Consider the following 22,878-nt stretch of genomic DNA (forward strand, 5'->3'; position numbering starts at 1 on the left):
TAAGCTCTTTAGCGCCGATGGTAGTTGGGGGTCTCCCCCTGTGAGAGTAGGACGTTGCCAAGCAATTCGAGAGATCAGCTATTTATAGCTGGTCTCTTTTTCAATTGTTCAAAAAGGTGGATAAAAGCGCCGAGAAGTTCTGCGAGGGATCTCGTCTCAGACCTTTTGCCATATACAGGAACGTTGAGGACCGGACTTGTATAGGGTGTGCTACCTTCTCTGTTGCAGCACAGGACGTGCCTGATTTTAACAGAAGGTCAAAAATGCGCTTTGATATAATTAGCAAGCTTTTTTACCGGACTTTTGAATATCCTTAACAGAGTAAAAATGTTAAAGAGGTTATCATTCGTTTTGGGAGAAAGAAGACATTTGGCGGTGAACTGATTTCGTATTAAAAGTAAACTTGTGTTAAAATTAGTTAAACTTCTGAATTTTCACTGGAGGAATGAATTTACGTTGGAACGTCATAATGAAGCATTTGACCAAGAAATGACATTTCGCTCCTTTACCGAGTGGTTGAAAAAACAAAAGAAATCGGAAAATACAGTTAAGACTTATTCAGGTGTGCTTACCCAATTTTTTGAGTGGGCAGAAAAGGACTTTGGAGGGCACTTGAGTGAAGATGGTATTCAGGCTTATCTAGATCATTTAGAAACTAACCAACGAAGCGCAGGGACGATAGAGAAACATTATATGGCCTTGAAAGTGTATTGTAAATATCTTGGTCAGTCCTCTTTGATGAAGAATATAGACCGGAAAATTAATGAGCAAAAAAACGATATTCCTGAAGTGTTGACGTTGCAGGAACAAAAGACCTTATTAAAAGAGGTAGAAGCAGATGGGAATTTAAGGAACACTGCAATGGTGTATATCATGCTTCATACCGGCGTCCGGGTTTCTGAGTTATGTGATCTAAATGATAGTGATCTTGTGGAGAAGGATGAAAAGAAAGCGATAGTCGTTCGTAATTCAAAGAATGAAGTAGATAGAATTGTACCGTTGTCTCAAGAAGCAATTCAGCATATAGGTTATTTTTTAGGTGAAAATAAAGGTCTTAGAGGACCGCTCTTTTTATCCAGCTATGGGCAGCGAATCACTCCACGATCTGTGCAATATATGTTAAAAAAGTATCATGTTAATCCACATAAGCTCCGACATACTTTCTGTCAGCAACTGATAGATAACGGGGTGGAGTTACAGACAGTATCGAAGTTGGCGGGTCACAAGGATTTAAATATGACAAAACGATATGTGAAGAATAAGGAAGTAGATTTTGGACAGGCGATTGATCAGGCCTTTTCTTAAATGAGTTGTGGGGAAGTATTAAATTGAAATCGCTGGAATTCTAGATCATGCTTATGATTGATTGACCGAATGATGAGGTTGTTATAGATGAAGCTGTCGCTGGATTTTTTGCAACATTGCCAATAAATGAACTTGTTAATGAGATAGATAGAACCAGCTATGCTACAGCGATTCCGAATACGCCTGGAACTACCTTGGGTAATCATATGTTATGTCACGATCTTCACTATATATAGGAAAATTGTCGCTACTCACTAGTTTGTCTATCATTCAGTTTCCCATAATCTTTACAAAATAATCGGTTACTGATTTGGTCTAAAAGACGATTTGTGATACGTTTACGACCTATCATAAGATAGCCAGGATAATATTGAGAAAACTATACAAAGAAACCCCCGAGAGCAGATCATTGAAATGCATATGATTCGGGGTTTCTTTAGGTATAATAATTCTAAAAGTGACTGAATGGCTATTTGAGGATTAACCGAATAGGTCAGAGGGTATGTATATACTAGATAAAATAACAATTAATTATCGATGGGTCTATTAAGTTATTTGTGGTATGGGTAGAAAAATTGTTAGAAATCTATAATTAAATGTTGAGCTATGGAAGAAGAAAATATAGCGACTGGGTATATGTACCTATTTTATCATCACTTTATGTCATTATTCCTCAATACCTTTCAAAATGAGATAGAATAGAGGATAAATACATTTTACTTTTGCACGGGGGAGCGAATATGACCTATCAAGTTCAAATATTAAAGGGCCTGTTTCAACCAAGAACAAACAGATATCAATTAGAACAGGCAGAAGGAATAACCGGATTCGGTACTAAGCTACTGTTGGTGTATCTATGTAGTTTCGTTATCTTTCTTCTGGAAGCCTATTATGGAATAGGGTCTGAATCTATGTCAAAGGAAATAACCAAGCTTGGAGAAAGTGAATATGAAGCAGGGAAACTACTTGTTATAGCTGGGAAACTGCTGGCAGGCCTTCTGTACCCAACCTTTTATGTTGTGTTGGCTGCTGTTGTTTTTTGGGTTATTTTAGATATCCCATTTAAGAAAGTTGCAGTTGTTCAAATGATTGCCTTTGCTTTGCACTTGCTAGAAAAAGTAGTATACATACCCTTTCTTTTGCAGATGGATTTAAACCAAAGTGATAATCCATTTTCATTAGGAGTGATTAGTCAATCTATCCTCTCAAATGAATACTTTATTCACTTTTTTGGGGAAATTAGTTTATTTCAGATAACGATTATCGGAATCGTCTACTACTATTTACGAGGGTTGACTGAGAAAAATAAATACATCCCACTTATTATGATTTGTGTGTTTTACCTGGCATCTTGGTTTGTAGCCGCATTTTTGGCTTATATCGATGTTCGTGTGTTTTTATAAGGGAGGTGGGGCTATATGAATAAATGGAAAGTTGGTACACTAGTCGTACTTGCAACGGGTTTCATTGCTTTGAACCTTTTTTTAATTGAGAAAAAAGATAGTAAGGTGGCTCGGACTTTATTAGCCGGAGAGTGGACCGAAGTTAAGAAAGCAGATATTATAGAAAGATTTGAAACAGATGCGGTAATTAAACCATTGGAAGAGTACAACTATTATTATAATGACCAAGATAAAGAATTTCAAAAATTCCTTGTAAAAGAGGGAGATGAAGTAACAGCAGGCACGCCTTTATTTGAATACATAACACCTAAACTGGATCAGGTAAAGGGCGAGCTTGAAACAGAGAAGAACCGTTATGAGGGCGAAATAGCGGGGATCGAAGAATATATTGATGAGTTATCCAGTTATCAGGATACCATTCCAGAGGCACCATCTGCTAAAGAAAGAGAAGTAGCAGAAGAGGCAGGATTCCCTTTAGATAATCCTGATTCTTCTGCGATGATCATAAGTTCGATTCAACAGGAGATCTATAAACAAGAATTAGAGAAGAAGAAACTTGAAGAGAAAATACGGGCTTATGAAAGCCAGTTAAACTATTTGGATGAACATGGCGATACGGCAATGACGGCAAGTGAAACGGAAGGGATTGTGAAGAAAGTAAATAAACAACTGAAGTCTCCAATTGTAACAATTGCTTCAAATACGTTAGCAATTGAAGGCTCTCTTGATGAACAACAGGCAAAAAAAGCAGAACCTGGCATGAAAATTATTGCAAAACAATCGAGTGAAAAAAAGAAAATTAATGGAACAATATCCGCAATTCAGCCGTTTCCAGAAACAGAGACAACTGTTGGAACTCCGAGTAAATATGCTTTTCAAGCGACTATGCAAGAAGAACCCGAATCTATAATGATTGGTTCTAAAGTGAAATTGTCTGTGGTGACTGCGGAAGCGAAGGGTGTACTTTCTTTGCCAAAAGCAGCGATTCAATTAGAAAAAAAACCATCTGTTTACAAGCTGAATGGAAACGGTACTGTCACAAAGCAAGTGATCACAACGGGCCTCGAATTTGCTGGAATTCAGGAAGTGAAAGATGGACTTGAATTAGGGAATATCATTCTAAAGGATTCGAAAAGCATTCCTTATAAAAAGCCTGCATTTATCACGCCTCTTCAAACTGAAAAAGTGACAATTAACGCATTTAATGAACTATCTAAACGTCAAAAACTTCGTTTCTTTTTAATTGGACTGTTAGAAAAATAATTGAGCTAAAGGAATGCTATTTATCGTTCACGTGGATATGTGATCCCGTGTGAATAATGAATAGTATTCCTTTCTTTGGCAAAAATAGGTTTGTAAAGCGTGTGTGAGACTGTAATGGGGTAATTTTCCTACCCGTAATATGAAAAATATATTTACAGTTTTGGATTTTTAATATAATATTTTAGTATAATGTTATTTCCGCTTAATCTTAATGGAACGGGGGAACCAATTTCGTGGTCCTGTACCGCTTGGGGTGAATTCTTATGAAGGGGCATGTGTTTCCAGGTCCTAACCCGACAGCTAACCTCGTCAGCGTCTTAGAGGGAACAAAATGTAAATTGTTCACGCCCAAAGACACCCGTAGTGTCTTTTTTTATTGCGTGAAACCGTCTATCTTGTTTCCCTTACCGAGACATTTGCTTTTTTAGCAAAGAATTTACAGAAGGTGAGGATGTTAGATGAAAAAAATAAGCTTAGCTAGCCAAATATTAATTGGTCTAGTCCTAGGGATTATCGTAGGGGCGATCTTTTATGGTAGTCCAACGATTGCGTCTTATTTACAGCCAATTGGAGATATATTTCTTCGTTTAATTAAAATGATTGTCGTGCCGATTATTGTAGCCAGTATTATTGTCGCTGTTGCAGGTGTTGGTGATATCAAGCAGCTTGGGAAAATCGGCGGTAAGACGATTTTGTACTTTGAAATTGTGACGACAATTGCAATTATAGTCGGAATCATTGCGGCAAATGTACTGCAGCCAGGCGCTGGAGTGAATATGGGGGAACTTGATCAAACGGATATCGGCAGTTATGTTGATACAGCAGAGTCAAAGGAAAGCGAATCACTAATCGATACGATTGTGAACATTGTACCAACGAATCCGATTGCTGCGGTTGCTGAAGGGGACATGCTAGCCATTATTTTCTTTTCTCTGGCATTTGGTCTTGGGATTAATGCGATCGGAGAAAGAGGGAAGCCGGTTTTGGCATTCTTCCAAGGAACAGCAGATGCAATGTTTTATGTTACGAATCAAATTATGAGGTTTGCTCCTTTTGGAGTGTTTGCCTTGATTGGTGTCACTGTTGCTAAGTTTGGATTGGCTTCTCTTATCCCGCTAGGAAAGTTAGTGATTTCAGTATATGGAACGATGATTTTCTTTGTGATCGTGGTCTTGGGAATTATCGCGAAATTAGTCGGTTATAGTCTTTTCAAATTAATTAAACTAATCAAAGAGGAGCTTATATTAGCCTTTTCAACAGCAAGCTCTGAGGCTGTCCTTCCGAGAATTATGGAAAAAGTGGAAAAGGCGGGATGTCCTAAGCATATTGCTTCTTTTGTCATACCGACTGGTTACTCCTTTAACCTTGACGGTTCCACTCTGTATCAAGCATTAGCTGCTATCTTCATTGCTCAAATGTATGGCATTGATATGAGTATTGCTGATCAAATTTCGTTAATGCTAGTATTGATGGTCACATCTAAAGGTATTGCTGGTGTACCAGGAGTCTCTTTCGTTGTTCTATTAGCTACATTAGGCACAGTTGGAATTCCTATCGAAGGGTTGGCGTTTATAGCTGGGATCGACCGTATTCTTGATATGGGTCGTACAGTGGTAAATGTTATTGGGAACTCTCTTGCAGCTATTGTTATCTCTAAATGGGAAGGTAATTTTAAACCTGAAAAAGTGTCATAACTTTTGATAAAAACATACATGAACGCCTGACTAAAACGAAAACGATGAAAAGGTTCAGGTTCTCAAACTGTATAATCTTTTGAAGGTGGCGGTGCGGAGCTGACTTTGCGAAGCCCCGCCCCTTTTTCATAAAAAAGACAGCTAAAGGGATAAAATCCAATAGCTGTTTTTTTATTATGGATGAATCTATTCTTTCATTCACTCTTTATAAAGAGAAAGATCTCTCTCAAAATAATGAAGAATTATGAGTAACTTGGAGGTTTTGTCACATTATTTCAAATGATTTGGTAAAATGATAATAGTGATGATGGATGATAATTTCACCAGTTTTATCCCGCATTAACGAGCAACATGACTCCCGCTTCAAGGCTTTTAGGGAATCCAAGTAGAGTAAGTGGGAGATCATCTGCTCGTAAATGCCCGATGATTGGTTCAACGAACAATCAGTGAGGATGAGGAACCCTTCACTGATTGAAGTTTCACTTTATCACCAATAACTGTTGTGGAGGGTATTGGTATTATGAAAAATGAGATAAGAGACGTCCTATATATACACTTGCATGCTTCTGAGCGATTTGTGATCTTCTCCGGCATGACGTTTCGGGAATTTGTTTATTCGTATGAAGGACCCTTACCTAATCTTTTATTGTTGAAACATGGATATGATGATGGGGAGTTTAACATGAATACGCTATTGGAATTTGTTCCGAATGGAGATGTTGAAAAACTCCTGAAAGATCATGTATATGGGTATGGTGATTTTTGCTGGATTGATTTTGAAGAGGAAGCAGGGCTTGATGAATTAAATGGTCAAGAAATTGCTGAACTTTTGTATGTTGGCCATTGCAAAACTCATTTACGTCCACCATTTTTCGGAAAGTTGAATAATCAATTTGTTTATCTTGCGCATGATGATGGGTGGTTCAATAAGGTTTATTTTCGAAACCAAGATGCATTAACTCAAATATTTGGTAATGCACTTATGTTGAAACTGGAGACATTACGTGTCGAAAGAAATTGGTTTGGATTAAAGAAAAAAAGGGAGTACCCAGAAATTCCTTTTGATGTGCTTCAAAGGCTCATCCCGTTAACGGCTGAGGGTGTTGTCTTTTCCCTTCAGGATATTCAGCATTCGAGGACCAAAATAGAAATTCCGGGTTGGATCATTGGCGACTATGTGAATATGGATGATATGATGGACGGATTTAATGATCTGAAGGATCAACGGCCAAAAGCGTTAATTGTTTTACATCGAAAGACTAAAGAATGGAGCGTTATTCTTAACTAAATGATCTTATTTTGCTGAAGTAAACATTCCATGTTTGATGATTTTCATCGTGATACATCGAAGAAGGTGAGAATGACTGAGCTTTTAGACAGTTCTATTTTTTATGTGGGTCATTTAAGTAAAACGCGATAATTCATGGTGTAGTCCGTGCTATTGCTACATAAGATGTAAGGTATGTGCGGTAGAATTATTGGTATGTTTAGGTAAGTTATCAAACAGTACTTCTTTTTCATTTTTAACTGAAGATGAAGGTGGTACAATAATAAAGTAAAACTTCAATCAGTGGGGGTTTCTTCATCCCCCACCCAGGCTTCTTCGATTCATCTAAGCCTTGAGGTTGGGATCTTACTGCCCGTTAATGCGGGATAAAGTGAAAAGAGTATTGGAGGTTTAATGAAAATGAAAACAAAACTTGGACTGCTTTATGGCGGAAAGTCTGCTGAGCATGACGTTTCGCTGCAGACGGCTTTAGCGGTCATTAAAGCATTAGATTTAGAGAAGTTTGATATATATCCGATATACATAACGAAAGAAGGGGTTTGGGTAAAAGGACCTCAGTTGACCGGACCGGTTGAGAGCGTGAAAAGTCTTATATTATCAGCTAAAGATGCCATGTCACCTTTAGAAATTCGTTCTACAGGGCAAGTTTCCAAGGAGGATGGAGAAGGGTTCGATTGTCTTTTCCCTCTCCTTCATGGTCCGAATGGAGAAGATGGTACAGTTCAAGGGGTGCTGGAATTAGTAAATGTACCTTATGTAGGAAATGGAGTTCTAGCTTCGTCTGCTGGCATGGACAAAGTAATTATGAAGAATATTTTTGCCCAAGCAGGACTACCACAAGTTAAATATACATGGTTTATTCGTTCAGAGTGGGAAACGGATAAGGACCGCGCCTATGACAAAATTGAAGCTGAATTAGGCTATCCATGCTTTGTTAAGCCAGCGAATCTCGGATCAAGTGTTGGAATTAGTAAATGTGTGAATAGGGAAGAGCTCGCAGCTGCGTTTGTTGAAGCATTCCTATTTGACCGAAAAATTATTGTTGAAGAAGGAATCGTTGCTCGTGAAATTGAAATTGGCGTTCTTGGCAATGACCACCCTAAGTGTTCGGTAGCTGGCGAAATTATTGCAAAAAAAGATTTCTATGATTATAAAGCAAAATATGAAGATGGAGATACCGCGATGGTCATCCCGGCAGAGATTTCCGAAACGGACTATCAGTCTTTAAGTGAAATGGCTATTACATCCTTCAAATCACTTGATTGTTCCGGATTGGTTCGTGCTGACTTCTTCTTAACGAAAGAAGGAAAAGCATATATTAATGAAGTAAATACGATGCCTGGCTTTACTCCATTTAGCATGTTTCCTTTATTATGGAAACATACAGGAGTGGAGTATCCTCAATTAATCGAGACATTAGTGAATTTGGCGCAAGAACGTTATGAAGAAAAGCAGAAGATTAAATATAGCTTTTAATGGGATGCTTTGCAGCCTAGAAGTGAAAACGACAACCGAATGGCTGTCGTTTTCCTTACTGAAATAGCTTGGTGATAAGGGATAAGCCGCAATTTTCTAAAACCCTAGGAGGAACATGATGTTAAAAAAAACGTTAAAGCAAATCCATGAAATGGTCGATGGGTTGAATAACATTACAGATTTTGAATCCATTATAGCGGCAGGAGTTTCGATTGATTCTAGAAATATTGAGTTTAACAACTTGTTCATCCCCCTTAGTGGCGAACATGTTGATGGACATCAATATGTAGAAAAGGCCATATCGCAGGGGGCAGCTGCTTCTTTGTGGCAAAAGGATGCGGGGGAACTGCCAGCCGGACTTCCGGTAATCCTTGTAGAGAATACAGAAAAAGCATTACAGAAACTAGCCAGGGCGTATCGAAAGCAACTAAATTGTAAAGTAATTGGCGTTACAGGGAGTAATGGCAAAACGACCACGAAAGATATGATAGCGTCCTTACTGCAAACAACCTACCGCATTCATAAAACAAGCGGAAACTTTAATAATCATCTTGGACTTCCGTTAACCATTCTAGGAATGGATGAAGACACAGAAGTGGCCGTTCTCGAAATGGGCATGAGCAGCCGTGGTGAAATTGCATTTCTGTCCACACTTGCAGAACCAGACTTGGCAATTATTACGAATATTGGCGAGTCTCATCTATTGGATCTCGGTTCAAGAGAAGAAATTGCAAATGCTAAACTCGAGATTGTTTCAGGCCTTAAAGATGGCGGAACGCTGATTTACCAAGGAGATGAACCATTATTACGTGATCGAATTGAACGCGACTTAACGAACCTTCACGTTGTATCTTTTGGTAGAGAAAATAAAAATGATCTTTACCCCATCTCCATAACTCAAAACGAGAATAGTACTTCTTTTGAAATAAATGGAGACCCATATACGATTCCAGTTCTTGGTTCTCATAATGTACAAAATGCGTTAGCCGCTATGCTTGTAGCCAAACTGTTGCGTGTAAATGATGCTAATATCAGAAAAGGGTTTGAATCGGTCCAATTAACCAATATGAGAATGGAAATGGTTGAAGGAGCAAAAGGGGAAAAAATCATTAATGATGCCTATAATGCAAGTCCAACCTCAATGAAGGCAGCGATTGAACTGATTGAAAGTCTTTCAGGATTCCAAAATAAATACCTCATCCTTGGTGACATGTTAGAACTAGGAAATCAAGAGGAAGATTATCATGTAAATATTGGTGAAAACATTCAGCCAGACAAGATCAATGCAGTCTTTACATATGGTTCGCTTGGTCATTTTATAGCTGAGGGAGCTCGCCGATCTTTTCCAGAAGAACGAGTGTTTTCATATGATGATAAATCCACATTAATTGCTGATTTAAAGCAGCGTACGTCTCTAAATGATTTAATCCTAGTAAAAGCCTCAAGAGGGATGAAATTAGAAGAAATTGTTCAAGCTTTACAAAATTGAATTCTGTAATAAGTCGGTGAATTTCCGTTTATGGAGATTTTATCGGCTTATTTTAATGACTAAGCTATTTCATGTATTTGGTATTTGACGAATAAACTTAGCCACTCGAGTTATGAGTTACGAGGTGCCTAACGTCACAAAGGTATAAATGGTTTGGAGGTTAATGGTAAAAATCCTCTGAAAATACCTCTTTCAATCGGCCTATTTCGTTTGAGTTTTAGATTCCTTTATTGCAATAACGACCTGAAAATGGTAACATGTATTATGAGTTTAAATGTCTTTGGAAGTTGAAGATGGTATATACTATAACTAATCCAAAGATTGTTTATCGTTTCTTTAAGAAACAAACGTTATTTCATTCTTCACTTGGTGAAGATCTTGTACTTTCAGATTAAATAGGCCACGCGTCTTGAATAATATAAAAAGCTGTCTCACTTTGCAGCTTAAATTGCTAATAGGAAGGTCCAGCTGTCTGTAGCTGGCTCCATAAGCTCATGACATGATAGATGGGAGATTCTGATTATCTCCTACCCCTCTTGCCAGAAATGATCCTTGTGGTTCCTTTCCACTCCGCATTCCCCAAACGCATAAGGGCCTGTTTTTTTATGGGAAGCTTGGCTTAAGTCAAGTTTTGTTTTATTCTATAGGATTTGATATGCAATCATTTTGGATAATTACATGATGGCTATTCATAAACTATGGCATAATTGCAGCTTTGTCTTTGGATTTCATCCTTGAAGTCCAAAACAGTTTTTCTTTTATGTAGACTCTTGTCTCATAGGAAAAAAGATGCAGCAGCCCTCACCTGAATAAACATGCGAATTTGTATGCTACTTTGATCTTTCCATTTTTGAATTTCATTCTTGGTACATGTTTTGTAAAAAGATTTCCTGGACCTAGCGCTAGATCAGTATTTGCGCAAGGTTTGACTTTTGTTCGGGACTTTTTATTTATTATAATGGAGTTCGGATTTAAAAAACGCAAGTATTTTAGGTGATCATTGAGAAAACTTTTCTTAAACGATAAATAATAAACAAGAACCAGCTCGAAGTTGGTGAATTGTGGTCAAATGACCCAATTCAGACGTCACAAGCCATTTTGGATGTTGACAAATATATGAATTATAAAGGAGTACGAATATTTTGACATTATTTAGTGAATTAGGTTTAGACAGAACTTCTATGAAATCAATCGAAAAAATGGGGTTTGAAGAAGCAAGTCCGATTCAAGCACAAACCATTCCGTTGGCATTAGAAGGGAAAGATATTATTGGTCAAGCTCAAACTGGAACAGGTAAAACAGCCGCATTTGGTATTCCGTTAATTGAGAATATTGATCTTCAAGATGATAACGTACAAGGAATCGTGATCGCACCAACACGTGAGCTTGCTATTCAGGTTTCTGAAGAATTATTTAAGCTTGGATACGGAAAACGCACTCGCGTAATGGCGGTATACGGCGGACAAGATATTGATCGTCAAATTCGTGCATTAAAGAAAAAACCACATATTATCGTTGGTACACCAGGTCGTTTATTAGATCATATTAAACGTAAAAATATTAAATTGGGCAACGTTCACACTGTGGTATTGGATGAAGCGGATGAAATGTTGAACATGGGCTTCATTGAGGATATCGAATCTATTCTTTCGAATGTACCAGGTGAGAGACAAACTTTGCTGTTTTCTGCTACTATGCCAGATCCTATTCGCAAGATTGCAGAACGCTTCATGAAAGATCCGACTCTTGTACGTGTTAAAGCAAAAGAAATGACTGTATCTCTTATTGATCAATATTATATTGAGCTAAGAGAGAACGAAAAATTTGATACATTAGCTCGTTTATTAGATATACAAACTCCAGAACTTGCTATCGTATTCGGACGTACAAAACGCCGTGTTGATGAGCTTTCTTCTGCATTGAATGTCCGTGGCTATTCTGCTGAAGGAATTCACGGGGACTTAAGCCAAGCAAAACGTTTGTCGGTTCTTAAGAAGTTTAAAGAGGGCAACATAGATGTACTTGTTGCAACAGACGTAGCGGCGCGTGGACTTGATATTTCAGGCGTAACACATGTATATAACTTTGATATTCCTCAAGATCCAGAAAGCTATGTTCACCGTATTGGACGTACTGGTCGTGCAGGGAAACATGGTGAGGCGATTACATTTGTGACACCGAGAGAAAGAGGTCAATTGGCTGCTGTTGAACATACAACGAAAAAACGTATGGAGAAAATGAAAACTCCAACTTTAACGGAAGCGTTGGAAGGACAACAAAAAGCAGTAACAGAAAGAATTGTGAACACTGTAGAAAATGAAGACTTGTCTTTATACCTAGGGCAAGCTGAAGAAATGCTTCAAAAATACAGTGCAGCTGATCTTGTTGCAGCAGCGTTAAAATCACTAACTAAAGAACCGGATGCAACTCCTATTAAATTGACAGATGAAGCACCACTTCCAATGAAACGTGGCGGATATAATAAGTCTGGATCTAATGGCAGACAACGTAATGGTCGCGGACCTTCAACAGGTAGAAAAGATTATAGCGGTGCTAAACGCAGAGACAGTCGTAAACCTAGCGGAAGCAGTAACCGTAGCAATAGCAGCAATAACAGCTATAGCAAAAGAGAAAAACTAAATAAATAATATGTAATAAATGAGGATGTCCCTAACAAAATGGTCTGACCCCACAAAAGCTATATACAGCTCAAATTCGTGTATGTAACACGATTAACTGTGTGAAATCTGTGGTCAGAACCTTGTGGGATATCCTCTTTTTTATATTCTGGAAATATTTTATATAGTATACTGATTATAGGAGTTTAGTGAAGGAAAGGAGCGGTTGTGTGGAGCCAAGAAACCGGATTTCAAGTAAAGCGCTAAAGGTTTGGCGTGTCAGCGGCGCAATAAATGCAGCAATTTGTTGGGTTATAACCATTGCAATACTTGTTGTGACTATTCTTTTTGATTGGCCCTATTGGGCGATAGGAGCAGCTGGACTAATCTCAGCAGCTGTGACGTACATATCGGTCTTTCTTTTTCCGTCAATGAAATGGAAGCGTTGGCGATATGATGTTCGGGAGAAAGAGATAGAAATCCAGAGCGGGTTATTTATTATTAAGCGGACATTGGTGCCTATGATTAGAGTTCAACATGTTGAGACAAACCAAGGACCACTGCTCCGGAAATATCAACTGGCTTCTGTAGAAATTTCTACGGCCGCAACGACCCATGAGATACCAGCTTTGGAACTTACTGAAGCTGATGAGTTGCGCTTTTATATATCAAAAATGGCCAGTGTGGAGGAAGACGATGTTTGAACCTAAACGACTTCATCCTGTTGCCGTTTTGTCTGGTATCTTGCAAACGTTGAAGGAAGCAATTATTCCGTTGGTTGTTCTCTTATTTCTGGGAGGCAGCAGCGGTAAAGGGATACAATTCATTATTTTTGGTGTGATCTGCTTTTTTCTCATCGTCTTTTCTTTTCTTTCCTGGCTTAGGCTTACATATTGGGTAGAAGATGGTGAACTTAGAATTGAATCCGGTGTGTTTGTAAGAAAAAAACGATATATTCGCTTTGAACGGATACATAGTATTGATGTTTCAGAAGGAATCCTACAAAGAATATTTGGTCTAGCTCAGCTTAAGATAGAAACAGCTGGGTCAAATGGGGGGAAGCCGGAAGCAGAATTAACTGCCATTACAAAGCAAGAATCAAACGAAATCATTGCCATTTTTAATGAAGTGAAAAAAACAGGGAAAAGGAAGCTGGACAGTGATCGTGTCAATGAGGCAGACACTGGGAAGGAATTAGCCAAAGAGGATGAGACAGATTCAGCATCTGTTGTATTTAAACAAACTTTTCCTCAGCTGTTTTTAATGGCGGCTACATCAGGTGGGGTTGGGGTCGTTCTTTCCGGTGCGGCAGCATTTCTTTCGCAATTTGATGAATTAATTCCTTTTAAAAAAATATCAGCTGAAGCACAACAATTCATTCAATCGGGTATTCTTTTAATGATCCTTATGGTGCTCTTACTTTTCATAGTAGCCTATCTTGTTGCTACCGCAAGAATTGTCTTAATTTATGCCTATTTTACAGCCAAAAAGGTAGAAGAAGAATTAATTATTTCACGTGGATTATTAGAAAAAAGACAATTAACGATTCCGCTGAAAAAAATTCAAGGGATCAAAATCGCTGAGAATTTAATCAGGCAACCGCTCGGGTATGCAAGTGTGTACCTTGAATATGCAGGCGGTTCAGCATCAGATAAGGATACAGTTAACATTTTGCTTTTTCCGCTTGTGAAAAAAGAACAGCTAAAAGAAAAAATAAATCAGTTCGTACCCGGTTATGAGCTACAGACGGAATTGAAGGGGTTACCGAAACGATCCTATATCCGTTATTTCTTTAGGCAATTATTTATTATCATTCCCATTGTTGCTGCTGCATTATGGATTCTTTGGCCTTGGGGATTAGCATCTTTCGCTCTTATTCCAATGGCTGCTGTCTGGGCTTATTTAAAATTCAGAGAAGTTGGCTGGAATATTAATGGAAACCAATTACAATTACGAACCAGAATTGTATCTAAACAAACGTATATTTTTCAAAAGAATCGACTGCAAGTATTCGACCGACGAGTGAGTTATTTTCAAAGAAGAAAGCAATTGTCCACGATTGCTGCTACCGTGAAATCAGGAGCAGGACCTCGGGAAGGGAAGCTCGTTGACTTAGAACAAAAAGATGCTGAATTCATGAACGATTGGTTTTCTTATAGCGAACATAAAAAACATCCATGAGCATCTGATCTAAAGCCTAACGATGAAAAAGGTTCAGGTTCTAAAAATGCATCACCTAATGGAGGCGCGGTGCGGAGCTGGTTATGCGCAGCCCCGCCACCTTTTCCATGCAAAAAGCGGAGGCTAGGCCTTTGCTTTTTTAAATGGAACAACACTAGCGCTTAAGTCTATTTTGGATAAATAAAGATGCAAGGAGTAAACCAGTAGCAAGCCCTGAGAGATGACCAGTAATGTTTATGTTCGGTTGGATGAATGTCATCAACACGCCTACACCGATTAGCGTATATATCATTTTAACTTCTTGTGTTGGTAAACGATTTTTTTGGAATAAAACGAGATATAAATAAAAGCCAAGCAAACCAAAAATCGCTCCGCTTGCCCCTACATGGATATAGGTAGGCGGCTGCAGGATAAAGGTAATAATATTTGCTGAAATACCTGTGATAAGAAAAAAGACCGTAAATGTAAGACTGCCCAGCAATCGTTCGAGGGGAGGACCAAAGATGGCGAGTGCAAAGCAGTTGAACAATAAATGTGAAAATGAACTGTGTAAAAAAATCGGTGTAACTAAGCGCCACCATTCACCAGAAGAGATATATAGGTTCACACCTTGACCTTTTTCAAACAAAAAACCTTCAGGCAGTATGGGTAATAAGCCTAAGAAAAATAGGAAAATAGTAAAGGCTATTAAGATGGAGACGAGTGGATAATAAGAAAGATATTGTCGGAAACTTTCTGTTCGAGTAAACATGGTTCACCGTCCTTAATTTTTTCGAGTCTTATACGACCATTAAACCAGATAAGTATGGGTTTGTCTTAGAATGAGGGATAGATACTGGCAATAATATATATATTGGCGAAATCGAAGGTAATTCCTGTGTGTCACTTTTAAAATATATGAATTTGGATTCAGGATAGAAGGAGAGTTAGAAGTGATTAAAGGAATCGGAATGGATATTGTGGAATTACAAAGAATTCAAAAACTACTTGAACGGCAGCCAAAATTTATTGAAAGAATTTTAACGGTAGAGGAGCGGAAGACCTTTTTAAGTCTGAATGATCGTAGAAGAGTCGAGTTTTTTGCAGGTCGGTTTGCTGCAAAAGAGGCCTTTTCTAAAGCAGAAGGCACAGGGATTGGGAGAAGTCTGTCATTCTTAGATATTGAAGTAAAACCCAATGAATTGGGTAAGCCAGAAATTATTCGGCCATACGCAGCGGGGATTCATCTTTCCATCACGCATAGTCGAGAATATGCTGCAGCTACGGTTATCATCGAAGAAAGATAGGTAGCTAAGATGGATGTATAAAATGGGTTTTGGTGCCAAGATGCTTTCGCTTTTCTTATCAGACGGGTCATATTCATCGGGGTTGTCTCATATATTCATAGTGCTATAGGGAGACAAGGCCCGGTAAAAGGTACATTGCAGGAAAGGTACTCTCGAATCAGTTTTTCATAAAAGCTGTTTAGCGATAAGCAAACATGTTGAAGCAACCAGAAATCATACATCAACTACCGAGATATGCATAGACCTCAATGACTGGATCCTGCCTTTTCCTCTCCCTTTTACGTTCAAATGACAAAAAGGGGTTGAAAAGATGAAGAAGATCGTAATGCTTTTTGCAGGGATCATGCTTTTGCTTGTTCTTTCTGCCTGCGGACAAAAGTCACAAGGCGATGTGGTCAGTTCGTTAAATGACAAGGTCGAAGGAATGAAGGGATACAAAGCCCAGGCTAAGATGACCTTACAAATGGGGACAGATCCTCAGAGTTATGATGTCGAGATTTGGCACAAGAATCCTGATTTTTACAGAGTGAGCTTGAAGAATTCTGCGAAAGAACAAAGTCAAATGATTCTCCGTAACAATGATGGAGTGTATGTGTTGACGCCTGCGTTGAATAAAAGCTTTAAATTTCAAAGTGAATGGCCGGAAAATAGCAGTCAAGCCTATTTATATGAGTCGTTGGTAAAGGATATTATTGAAGATAAAAGTGCAAAATTCACAGCCACGGACGATCATTACGTGTTTGAAACAAAAACACGTTATCAAAATAATAAAATGCTGCCATATCAAGAAATTACTATCAATAAAAAAGATCTATCGCCTGTTAGTGTGAAAGTGATGGATGCGGATCATAATTCACTTGTAACGGTTGAATTCTCTAAAGTGAAGTTCGATGCTGCATTCGATAAAGATGCGTTCGACATGCAAAAGAACATGACACGTGCAAAACTAGAAGTACCTGTTATGAATGAAGCGAAAGATGAAGCGTTTGCTGTAAAATACCCGAATGAAGCCAAAGGTGCAAGTCTGATTGATGAACAAGAAATTACAACAGAAAATGGGAAGCGAGTTATTCTTACGTATGAAGGTGACAAGAGCTTTACATTGATTCAAGAAAAAGCAGAGGTAGTAGAAACTTCACTTGTGGCAACATCTGTGAATGGAGAACCAGTTGATCTTGGGTTTACAGTAGGGGCTGCCACTTCGAACAGTGTTACTTGGACGTATGATGGGGTAGATTATACGCTTGCCTCGAAAGATATGGAGAAAGAAGAATTATTGGATATTGCGAGAACGGTTGATGGGACTTCAGAAAAATAATGAAGTTGGTTCTCAGCTCGAGGCATCGGATGCCTTCTGAGCTGAGGACCTTTTTGTTTGAGGATATGGGACGAGGCTTCGCGACTTACTAATGTCGTTAATCTACTTAGCAGGTGTACTGATTTTACCTTAGAAAGCATCCAAAATTTCGGCTCCGCACCGCCACCATTGTGATTAGGTGAGTTGAGCGTGTTACAGGATTAATCCTTCATGATAAATGGTGGCGTTTTACGCCATATTCGTTTTGAATGAAAGTTAGCGTATAATTCTGTCACAATAGAGAAGGAAACTTTTCATGGTTTCGTTTTTTGACTATACTATTTACAAGCAAAGAAAAATAAAAAACGTGCTTGAATGTTGTTGCCACTTTGGGTTTGACGTATATAGTTAGTTCTTTGATTGATGGATAATAATTAGGTCATCGATCTGCGGCGTTTTTTTAGAAAGAAGGGTTACAGTTGGAAAAGATGGAATTCTACAGAGATACCTGGGCAGAAGTTAATTTAGATCATATTTATGAAAACATTATAAATTTGAAGAAACATCTATCAGCGCAAACAAAATTATTTGCAGTTGTGAAGGCGAATGCGTATGGCCATGGTGATTTTGAAGTTGCAAAGACGGCTCTTTACGCTGGTGCTGACTATTTAGCTGTTGCTTTTTTGGATGAAGCCTTGGCGCTAAGGAAGAAAGGAATTTCAGCACCCATTCTTGTATTAGGGGCGACGAGACCGGAAAGCGTAAAGATTGCGTCTGTGGAACGAATTACGCTCACTATTTTTCAAGATGATTGGATACAGCGAGCGAAGCCGTATCTTCAAGGTGAAGATGTTTTATATGTTCATGTGAAATGTGATAGTGGAATGGGACGACTTGGAATTAGAAATAGGGTGGAGCTAGAGGCTATTGAAGGAAGTTTACTTGAGGATTCGCGTTTTGTCTTCGAAGGAATTTATACACACTTTTCCACTGCAGATAGCCTTAATGAAAACTACTATCACAAACAGCTGGGAGTTTTTCAAGAAATGCTGTCCTGGCTGAAAACAAAACCTAAGTTGATTCATGCCTCGAATAGTGCAGCTTCATTAAGGTTTCCAGAAGCCACATTCAACTCGGTGAGAATGGGGATTGCTATGTACGGGCTAACTCCCTCAGTAGAAATGAAAGAATTATTGCCTTTTCCTCTTCGTCCGGCTTTGTCTTTAAAAACAAGAATCGTAAATGTGAAAGAGTTGAAGAAGGGCGAGAGTGTTAGTTATGGAGCAACGTATACCGCTACTGGGAATGAGTGGATAGCCACGCTTCCTATTGGATATGCAGATGGCTGGATACGCAAGTTGCAGGGACAAGAGGTACTTGTAAACGGAAAAAAAGCGCCTATAGTTGGCCGGATTTGCATGGATCAATGCATGATCAAACTCCCCGAAAATACGCCCATTAATACAGAAGTAACGTTAATTGGTAAGGATAATGGACAAGAGATTTCGGTTGATGAAATTGCGGCGCAGTTAGAAACCATTAATTACGAAATCACCTGTATGATAGCATCAAGAATACCTCGTGTGTATGTTAAAAGTGGTAAAATAACTCATGTGGTAAATGCACTATTATAATGCTTGTTAAAATTGTTTCAGAAAAATGAATAAGTTTTACGGGTTTTTGTTGATAATAATATATAGTCTAGAATATACTCTTTGCAGATAGTGATTTTAATGGTAATATTGAAAAGGATTAGTAATAGGTGTGTAGTGATTGGTGGAGGTGTATGTTTGTGTCTGAATCCAGCGCAACAAGAGAGATAATAGTTCGATTACCTCAAAATTTCCTAACCGAATTAGATGGTTATGTAAGTGAAGAAAATGTAAATCGCAGTGAATTTATTTATCGTGCGACGAAAATGTATCTTCGTGAACGTAAAAAAAGAGAGTTTCGCGAATCCATGAAACGTGGTTATATCGAAATGGCCACCTTGAATCTAACCCTTGCTTCTGAAGCATTCCTAGCAGAATATCCAGAATATGAGGCTGAACATTCCGTTGAACGATTAGCAAGCGGAGGCTGATCCCTTGATTGTTGTTAAACGCGGTGACGTATACTTCGCAGACCTGTCTCCGGTTGTAGGTTCCGAACAAGGTGGAACTCGTCCGGTACTCATCCTTCAGAATGATATTGGAAATCGCTTTAGTCCAACTGTGATTGTAGCAGCTATTACAGCACAGATACAGAAAGCTAAACTGCCTACACACGTAGAGATTAATGCAAAGAAATATGGATTTGAACGTGATTCGGTCATCCTTTTAGAACAGATACGCACTATCGATAAGCAGCGTTTAACAGACAAGATTACACATCTGGATGAACCAATGATGCATAAGGTGAATGAAGCTTTACAGATTAGTCTAGGACTAGTAGAGTTTTAGTGTGTGAAAAAAGGTTTTTCCTTTTAAAGAGGACGTCTTTATATAATAAATTATGCCTAAGCATAGGTGCAGTAACGATTTTAGCTTTTTGCTGAAATCGTTATTTTTTTTTGATTTTTTAAGTCAAATAGAGGGGAATTAGCATTGTGTATACTTTGTTAAATAAACAATATTTCCTTGATAAGAGGTTTAGTGGGCTTAGAAAGAGGGTTTTATTAAGGGGGAGGATTCTAAAAAATGCTTATTTGTGTTACATAAAAAGAAAATCTGATAAAACGTTTACATGATGAATGAAGCAAAAAGAGCAATAAGATGTAACATTACAAACCTTATGATAAAAAGTAATATATGTAATATTTCACCATTTTAAAGAAGGAAAGGTTAACTTTGTTTTACATTTACATAACATCCCTGCGAAGTGAGCGTAGAGTCTAAAGGGATATGTTAAGATGGGAGGACATTATGAATCAAATAGTTTTTACATTTATTACCCATAGTCGTGACTACATGCTAGAGGAATGGATGAATCTCATGAAGGAAAATGCCGATGAGCGCCTTATTAATGTGGTTTCCGATGAGATGTTTGTGCAAACAAGCGCAGAGTTTATTGATATGATCCTCTCCAATACAAGAAGGGACAATGAAGAATTTACTTCAAAACTTTCTGATTTTGCAGAGAAGGTTGTGCGTTTAGGATGGCCGCTTTCATTCATAATTGAAGGGCTTCATAAATTTACTCTAGTTGTGATCAATGGAATGGTCGTAAAAGAGCAGGTTACAAAAGATAATCAAATGGAGATCATATACGATTTAGATAAATGGACATCGCCGATGAAACAAGAAATTATTTCAATATACACCCAAACGTGGGAAAGGACAGTCTCACTTCAAAAAATGGCGCTCCAAGAACTATCCGCACCGCTAATTCCGGTTATAGAAGGGATTACCATCATGCCATTAATTGGGACCATTGATACTGAACGGGCTAAACAAATCATGGAAAACCTACTGACTGGGGTCGTTAAGCAGCGTTCAGAGGTCGTCTTAATTGATATCACAGGTGTTCCGGTAGTAGACACAATGGTAGCTCATCATATTATACAAGCGGCGGAAGCGGTCCGACTTGTTGGAACGAAATGTATGATTTGTGGCATTCGTCCTGAAATTGCCCAAACGATTGTTAGTTTAGGAATAAATTTGAATGAAATTGTTACAAAGAATTCGTTGAAAAAAGGAATTGACGCTGCCTTAGAATTGTTAAACCGAAAGATTACTAAGGTGGAGGAGTGACGATGAGAATTCCAATATTAAAGCTATATGACTACCTTTTAGTGTCGATCCAATGGGAATTGGATGATGCTACGGCACTCGGGTTTCAAGAGGACTTATTAAATAAAATACACGAAACGAGTGCGAGTGGTGTTGTAATTGATTTAACCTCCATTGATTTTATTGATTCCTTTATCGCAAAAGTGCTGGGTGATGTATTCAGTATGTCAAAGCTGATGGGAGCGAAGGTTGTAATCACTGGAATCCAGCCTGCTGTAGCGATAACCCTAATCGAGCTTGGTATTAGTCTAGAAGGAGTTATGACAGCGCTAGATTTAGAGAAAGGCCTGGAGAAATTACAACAGGAATTGGGGGATTAAGGGTATGGAGTTCCAATCCTGCGTGAAAATAATCAATGAATGGGATATTGTCGCCGCGCGTCAATTGGGGCGAAATGTCGCTAAAGAGCTGGGATTTGGTACTGTCGACCAAGCACGTATTACGACGGCTATCAGCGAACTAGCCAGAAATATATATTTATACGCTGGACGTGGCAGCGTTTGTATAGAAAAAGAGTATGAGAATGGAAAATCCGGTATGAAGATTATAGCAAGTGATGAAGGTCCGGGGATACAAGATATCCGGAAAGTCATGGAAGATGGCTATACAACCTCTGGAGGGCTAGGAGCAGGTCTTCCAGGAGTAAGACGTTTAATGGATGAGTTCGATATTGATTCGTTTCCGAATAAAGGAACCAAAATCACAGCCATTAAATGGCTCCGCTAGGAGGATGCTATGACATACAGAGAGAACATGAAAAACAATTACCGTGAAGCTCTCTCTACCTATTTGCAAGAACAAACGGAGCAAGCGTTATATCAAGGGCAAAAAATTAGTAAAAAATCGATTGAATATAATATTGCACCTGAAGAAATCATTAATATTCATAAAAATATCCTGATGGACGTTTACCCAGACACCCCAGATAAAGTTCTGGATTCACTCGATTTTCTACTTGAAGTCATGATGGGTTACGGTTTCGTGTATCGTGAACATCAAAGCCTCAGACATATCCAACAAGAACTGAAAACGGAAATTGAAATTGCTGCCAACGTTCAATCTACTTTACTTGAAACGACCATCCCAAATGTGAATGGTCTTGAAATTGGAGCAATAAGCGTGCCGGCAAGACAAATGAGTGGCGATTATTACCACTTCGTTCAAGATGAAAAGAAGCATATTGGTGTGGCCATTGCGGATGTAATCGGGAAGGGGATTCCTGCAGCGCTTTGTATGTCCATGATTAAATATGCGATGGATAGTCTACCGGAACACCGGCATAATCCCAGTAGCGTGCTGGAAAGCTTGAATCGTGTCGTCGAACACAATGTTGATCCTAGCATGTTTATTACGATGTTTTATGGATTGTATAACCCCGAGAACCATCGATTTTCCTATTCAGCAGCTGGCCATGAGCCTGGTTTCTATTATGAAGCCGCTACAAAGGGATTTACAGATTTGACTGCGAAAGGTTTACTGCTAGGTGTTGATAAAAAAACGAAGTATGTGCAGTATGAAAAAAAGGTAGAGCCTGGAGATATGATTATTCTGTTATCGGATGGTGTTACTGAATGCCGTACGAGTGAAGGGTTTATTGAGAGAGAAACCTTGATTGAATTTATTCAACAAAACATTCACCTACATGCACAAGATATAGTCAATCGTCTCTTTAAGCAGCTAGAGAAAATGCAGCATTTTCAACTTCGCGATGATTTTACATTACTTATTTTAAAAAGAGATGTTTAATGTGATGATAAGCGGGTAAATAAAACAGAGGATACTAGGATGAAAAAGGTGGGGGCATTGAT

General features: G+C 38.5%; 21 protein-coding genes and 1 riboswitch. Of the genes, 20 read left to right on the forward strand and 1 reads right to left on the reverse strand.

All coding sequences use genetic code 11. The features are described 5' to 3' along the window. Positions 1–456 precede the first annotated feature (456 nt). The 11 genes from ACIQZI_RS23655 to ACIQZI_RS23705 all read left to right on the forward strand — a co-directional run bounded on the left by ACIQZI_RS23655 (position 457) and on the right by ACIQZI_RS23705 (position 14,717). Positions 457–1,305: a tyrosine-type recombinase/integrase gene (locus tag ACIQZI_RS23655; RefSeq protein WP_062187835.1), complete on the forward strand. Its 849-nt coding sequence runs from the start codon at positions 457–459 to the stop codon at positions 1,303–1,305. A gap of 83 nt (positions 1,306–1,388) precedes the next feature. Continuing rightward, a complete protein-coding gene (locus tag ACIQZI_RS23660) occupies positions 1,389–1,541 on the forward strand; it encodes a C15 family peptidase (RefSeq protein ID WP_403078224.1) in 153 nt (50 codons plus the stop codon). A gap of 504 nt (positions 1,542–2,045) precedes the next feature. Further along, positions 2,046–2,708 (forward strand): hypothetical protein, encoded by a 663-nt coding sequence (locus tag ACIQZI_RS23665; protein WP_403078155.1) that lies wholly within the window; start codon positions 2,046–2,048, stop codon positions 2,706–2,708. 15 nt (positions 2,709–2,723) lie between these two features. Then, entirely contained in the window at positions 2,724–3,971 is a 1,248-nt protein-coding gene (locus ACIQZI_RS23670; protein WP_403078158.1) for an efflux RND transporter periplasmic adaptor subunit, read from the forward strand. A gap of 189 nt (positions 3,972–4,160) precedes the next feature. After that, positions 4,161–4,301, forward strand: a riboswitch (cyclic di-AMP (ydaO/yuaA leader). A gap of 128 nt (positions 4,302–4,429) precedes the next feature. After that, positions 4,430–5,665 (forward strand): cation:dicarboxylate symporter family transporter, encoded by a 1,236-nt coding sequence (locus ACIQZI_RS23675; protein ID WP_403078160.1) that lies wholly within the window; start codon positions 4,430–4,432, stop codon positions 5,663–5,665. Between the two features lie 520 nt (positions 5,666–6,185). Continuing rightward, on the forward strand, positions 6,186–6,953 hold the full coding sequence (locus tag ACIQZI_RS23680) for a hypothetical protein (RefSeq protein WP_403078163.1): 768 nt from the start codon (positions 6,186–6,188) through the stop codon (positions 6,951–6,953). A 399-nt stretch (positions 6,954–7,352) separates the two neighbouring features. Further along, positions 7,353–8,429, forward strand: a complete 1,077-nt coding sequence (locus ACIQZI_RS23685; RefSeq protein ID WP_403078166.1) for a D-alanine--D-alanine ligase — start codon at positions 7,353–7,355, stop codon at positions 8,427–8,429. 118 nt (positions 8,430–8,547) lie between these two features. After that, the gene (locus ACIQZI_RS23690; protein ID WP_403078227.1) at positions 8,548–9,918 is read left to right on the forward strand and encodes a UDP-N-acetylmuramoyl-tripeptide--D-alanyl-D-alanine ligase; all 1,371 of its coding nucleotides are present in this window, start codon (positions 8,548–8,550) and stop codon (positions 9,916–9,918) included. A 1,142-nt stretch (positions 9,919–11,060) separates the two neighbouring features. Next, the gene (gene cshA / locus ACIQZI_RS23695) at positions 11,061–12,566 is read left to right on the forward strand and encodes a degradosome RNA helicase CshA (RefSeq protein WP_403078169.1); all 1,506 of its coding nucleotides are present in this window, start codon (positions 11,061–11,063) and stop codon (positions 12,564–12,566) included. A 200-nt stretch (positions 12,567–12,766) separates the two neighbouring features. Beyond that, positions 12,767–13,240 (forward strand): PH domain-containing protein, encoded by a 474-nt coding sequence (locus ACIQZI_RS23700; RefSeq protein ID WP_062187815.1) that lies wholly within the window; start codon positions 12,767–12,769, stop codon positions 13,238–13,240. Continuing rightward, entirely contained in the window at positions 13,233–14,717 is a 1,485-nt protein-coding gene (locus ACIQZI_RS23705; RefSeq protein WP_403078172.1) for a PH domain-containing protein, read from the forward strand. The genes ACIQZI_RS23700 and ACIQZI_RS23705 overlap by 8 nt, the downstream gene beginning before the upstream one ends. A 154-nt stretch (positions 14,718–14,871) precedes the next feature. On the opposite strand, the gene ACIQZI_RS23710 is transcribed toward ACIQZI_RS23705, so the two are convergent. Then, entirely contained in the window at positions 14,872–15,468 is a 597-nt protein-coding gene (locus tag ACIQZI_RS23710) for a rhomboid family intramembrane serine protease (RefSeq protein ID WP_403078175.1), read from the reverse strand. A 181-nt stretch (positions 15,469–15,649) separates the two neighbouring features. Between ACIQZI_RS23710 and acpS the strand changes: the two genes are divergently transcribed. The 9 genes from acpS to ACIQZI_RS23755 all read left to right on the forward strand — a co-directional run bounded on the left by acpS (position 15,650) and on the right by ACIQZI_RS23755 (position 22,816). Next, positions 15,650–16,003, forward strand: a complete 354-nt coding sequence (acpS, locus tag ACIQZI_RS23715) for a holo-ACP synthase (RefSeq protein ID WP_403078178.1) — start codon at positions 15,650–15,652, stop codon at positions 16,001–16,003. Positions 16,004–16,313: 310 nt separating this feature from the next. Then, complete coding sequence (locus ACIQZI_RS23720) at positions 16,314–17,321, forward strand: LolA family protein (RefSeq protein ID WP_403078187.1); 1,008 nt, start codon at positions 16,314–16,316, stop codon at positions 17,319–17,321. A 467-nt stretch (positions 17,322–17,788) separates the two neighbouring features. After that, on the forward strand, positions 17,789–18,934 hold the full coding sequence (gene alr / locus ACIQZI_RS23725; RefSeq protein WP_403078230.1) for an alanine racemase: 1,146 nt from the start codon (positions 17,789–17,791) through the stop codon (positions 18,932–18,934). A 158-nt stretch (positions 18,935–19,092) separates the two neighbouring features. Beyond that, positions 19,093–19,383 carry a CopG family ribbon-helix-helix protein gene (locus tag ACIQZI_RS23730; RefSeq protein ID WP_062187838.1) on the forward strand — a complete coding sequence of 97 codons (291 nt, stop codon included), beginning with the start codon at positions 19,093–19,095 and terminating at the stop codon, positions 19,381–19,383. Positions 19,384–19,390: 7 nt separating this feature from the next. Continuing rightward, positions 19,391–19,741, forward strand: a complete 351-nt coding sequence (locus tag ACIQZI_RS23735; RefSeq protein ID WP_028390571.1) for a type II toxin-antitoxin system PemK/MazF family toxin — start codon at positions 19,391–19,393, stop codon at positions 19,739–19,741. 462 nt (positions 19,742–20,203) lie between these two features. After that, positions 20,204–21,031, forward strand: coding sequence for an STAS domain-containing protein (locus ACIQZI_RS23740; RefSeq protein WP_062187805.1), 828 nt, complete (start codon positions 20,204–20,206; stop codon positions 21,029–21,031). Between the two features lie 2 nt (positions 21,032–21,033). After that, positions 21,034–21,390, forward strand: coding sequence for an STAS domain-containing protein (locus ACIQZI_RS23745; RefSeq protein WP_403078196.1), 357 nt, complete (start codon positions 21,034–21,036; stop codon positions 21,388–21,390). A 4-nt stretch (positions 21,391–21,394) separates the two neighbouring features. Then, positions 21,395–21,796 (forward strand): anti-sigma regulatory factor, encoded by a 402-nt coding sequence (locus ACIQZI_RS23750; protein ID WP_062187801.1) that lies wholly within the window; start codon positions 21,395–21,397, stop codon positions 21,794–21,796. A gap of 9 nt (positions 21,797–21,805) precedes the next feature. Further along, positions 21,806–22,816 carry a PP2C family protein-serine/threonine phosphatase gene (locus ACIQZI_RS23755; RefSeq protein WP_062187799.1) on the forward strand — a complete coding sequence of 337 codons (1,011 nt, stop codon included), beginning with the start codon at positions 21,806–21,808 and terminating at the stop codon, positions 22,814–22,816. Positions 22,817–22,878 lie beyond the last annotated feature (62 nt).

The organism is Peribacillus sp. NPDC096379, assembly GCF_044762875.1.
Taxonomy (GTDB): Bacteria; Bacillota; Bacilli; order Bacillales; family DSM-1321; genus Peribacillus.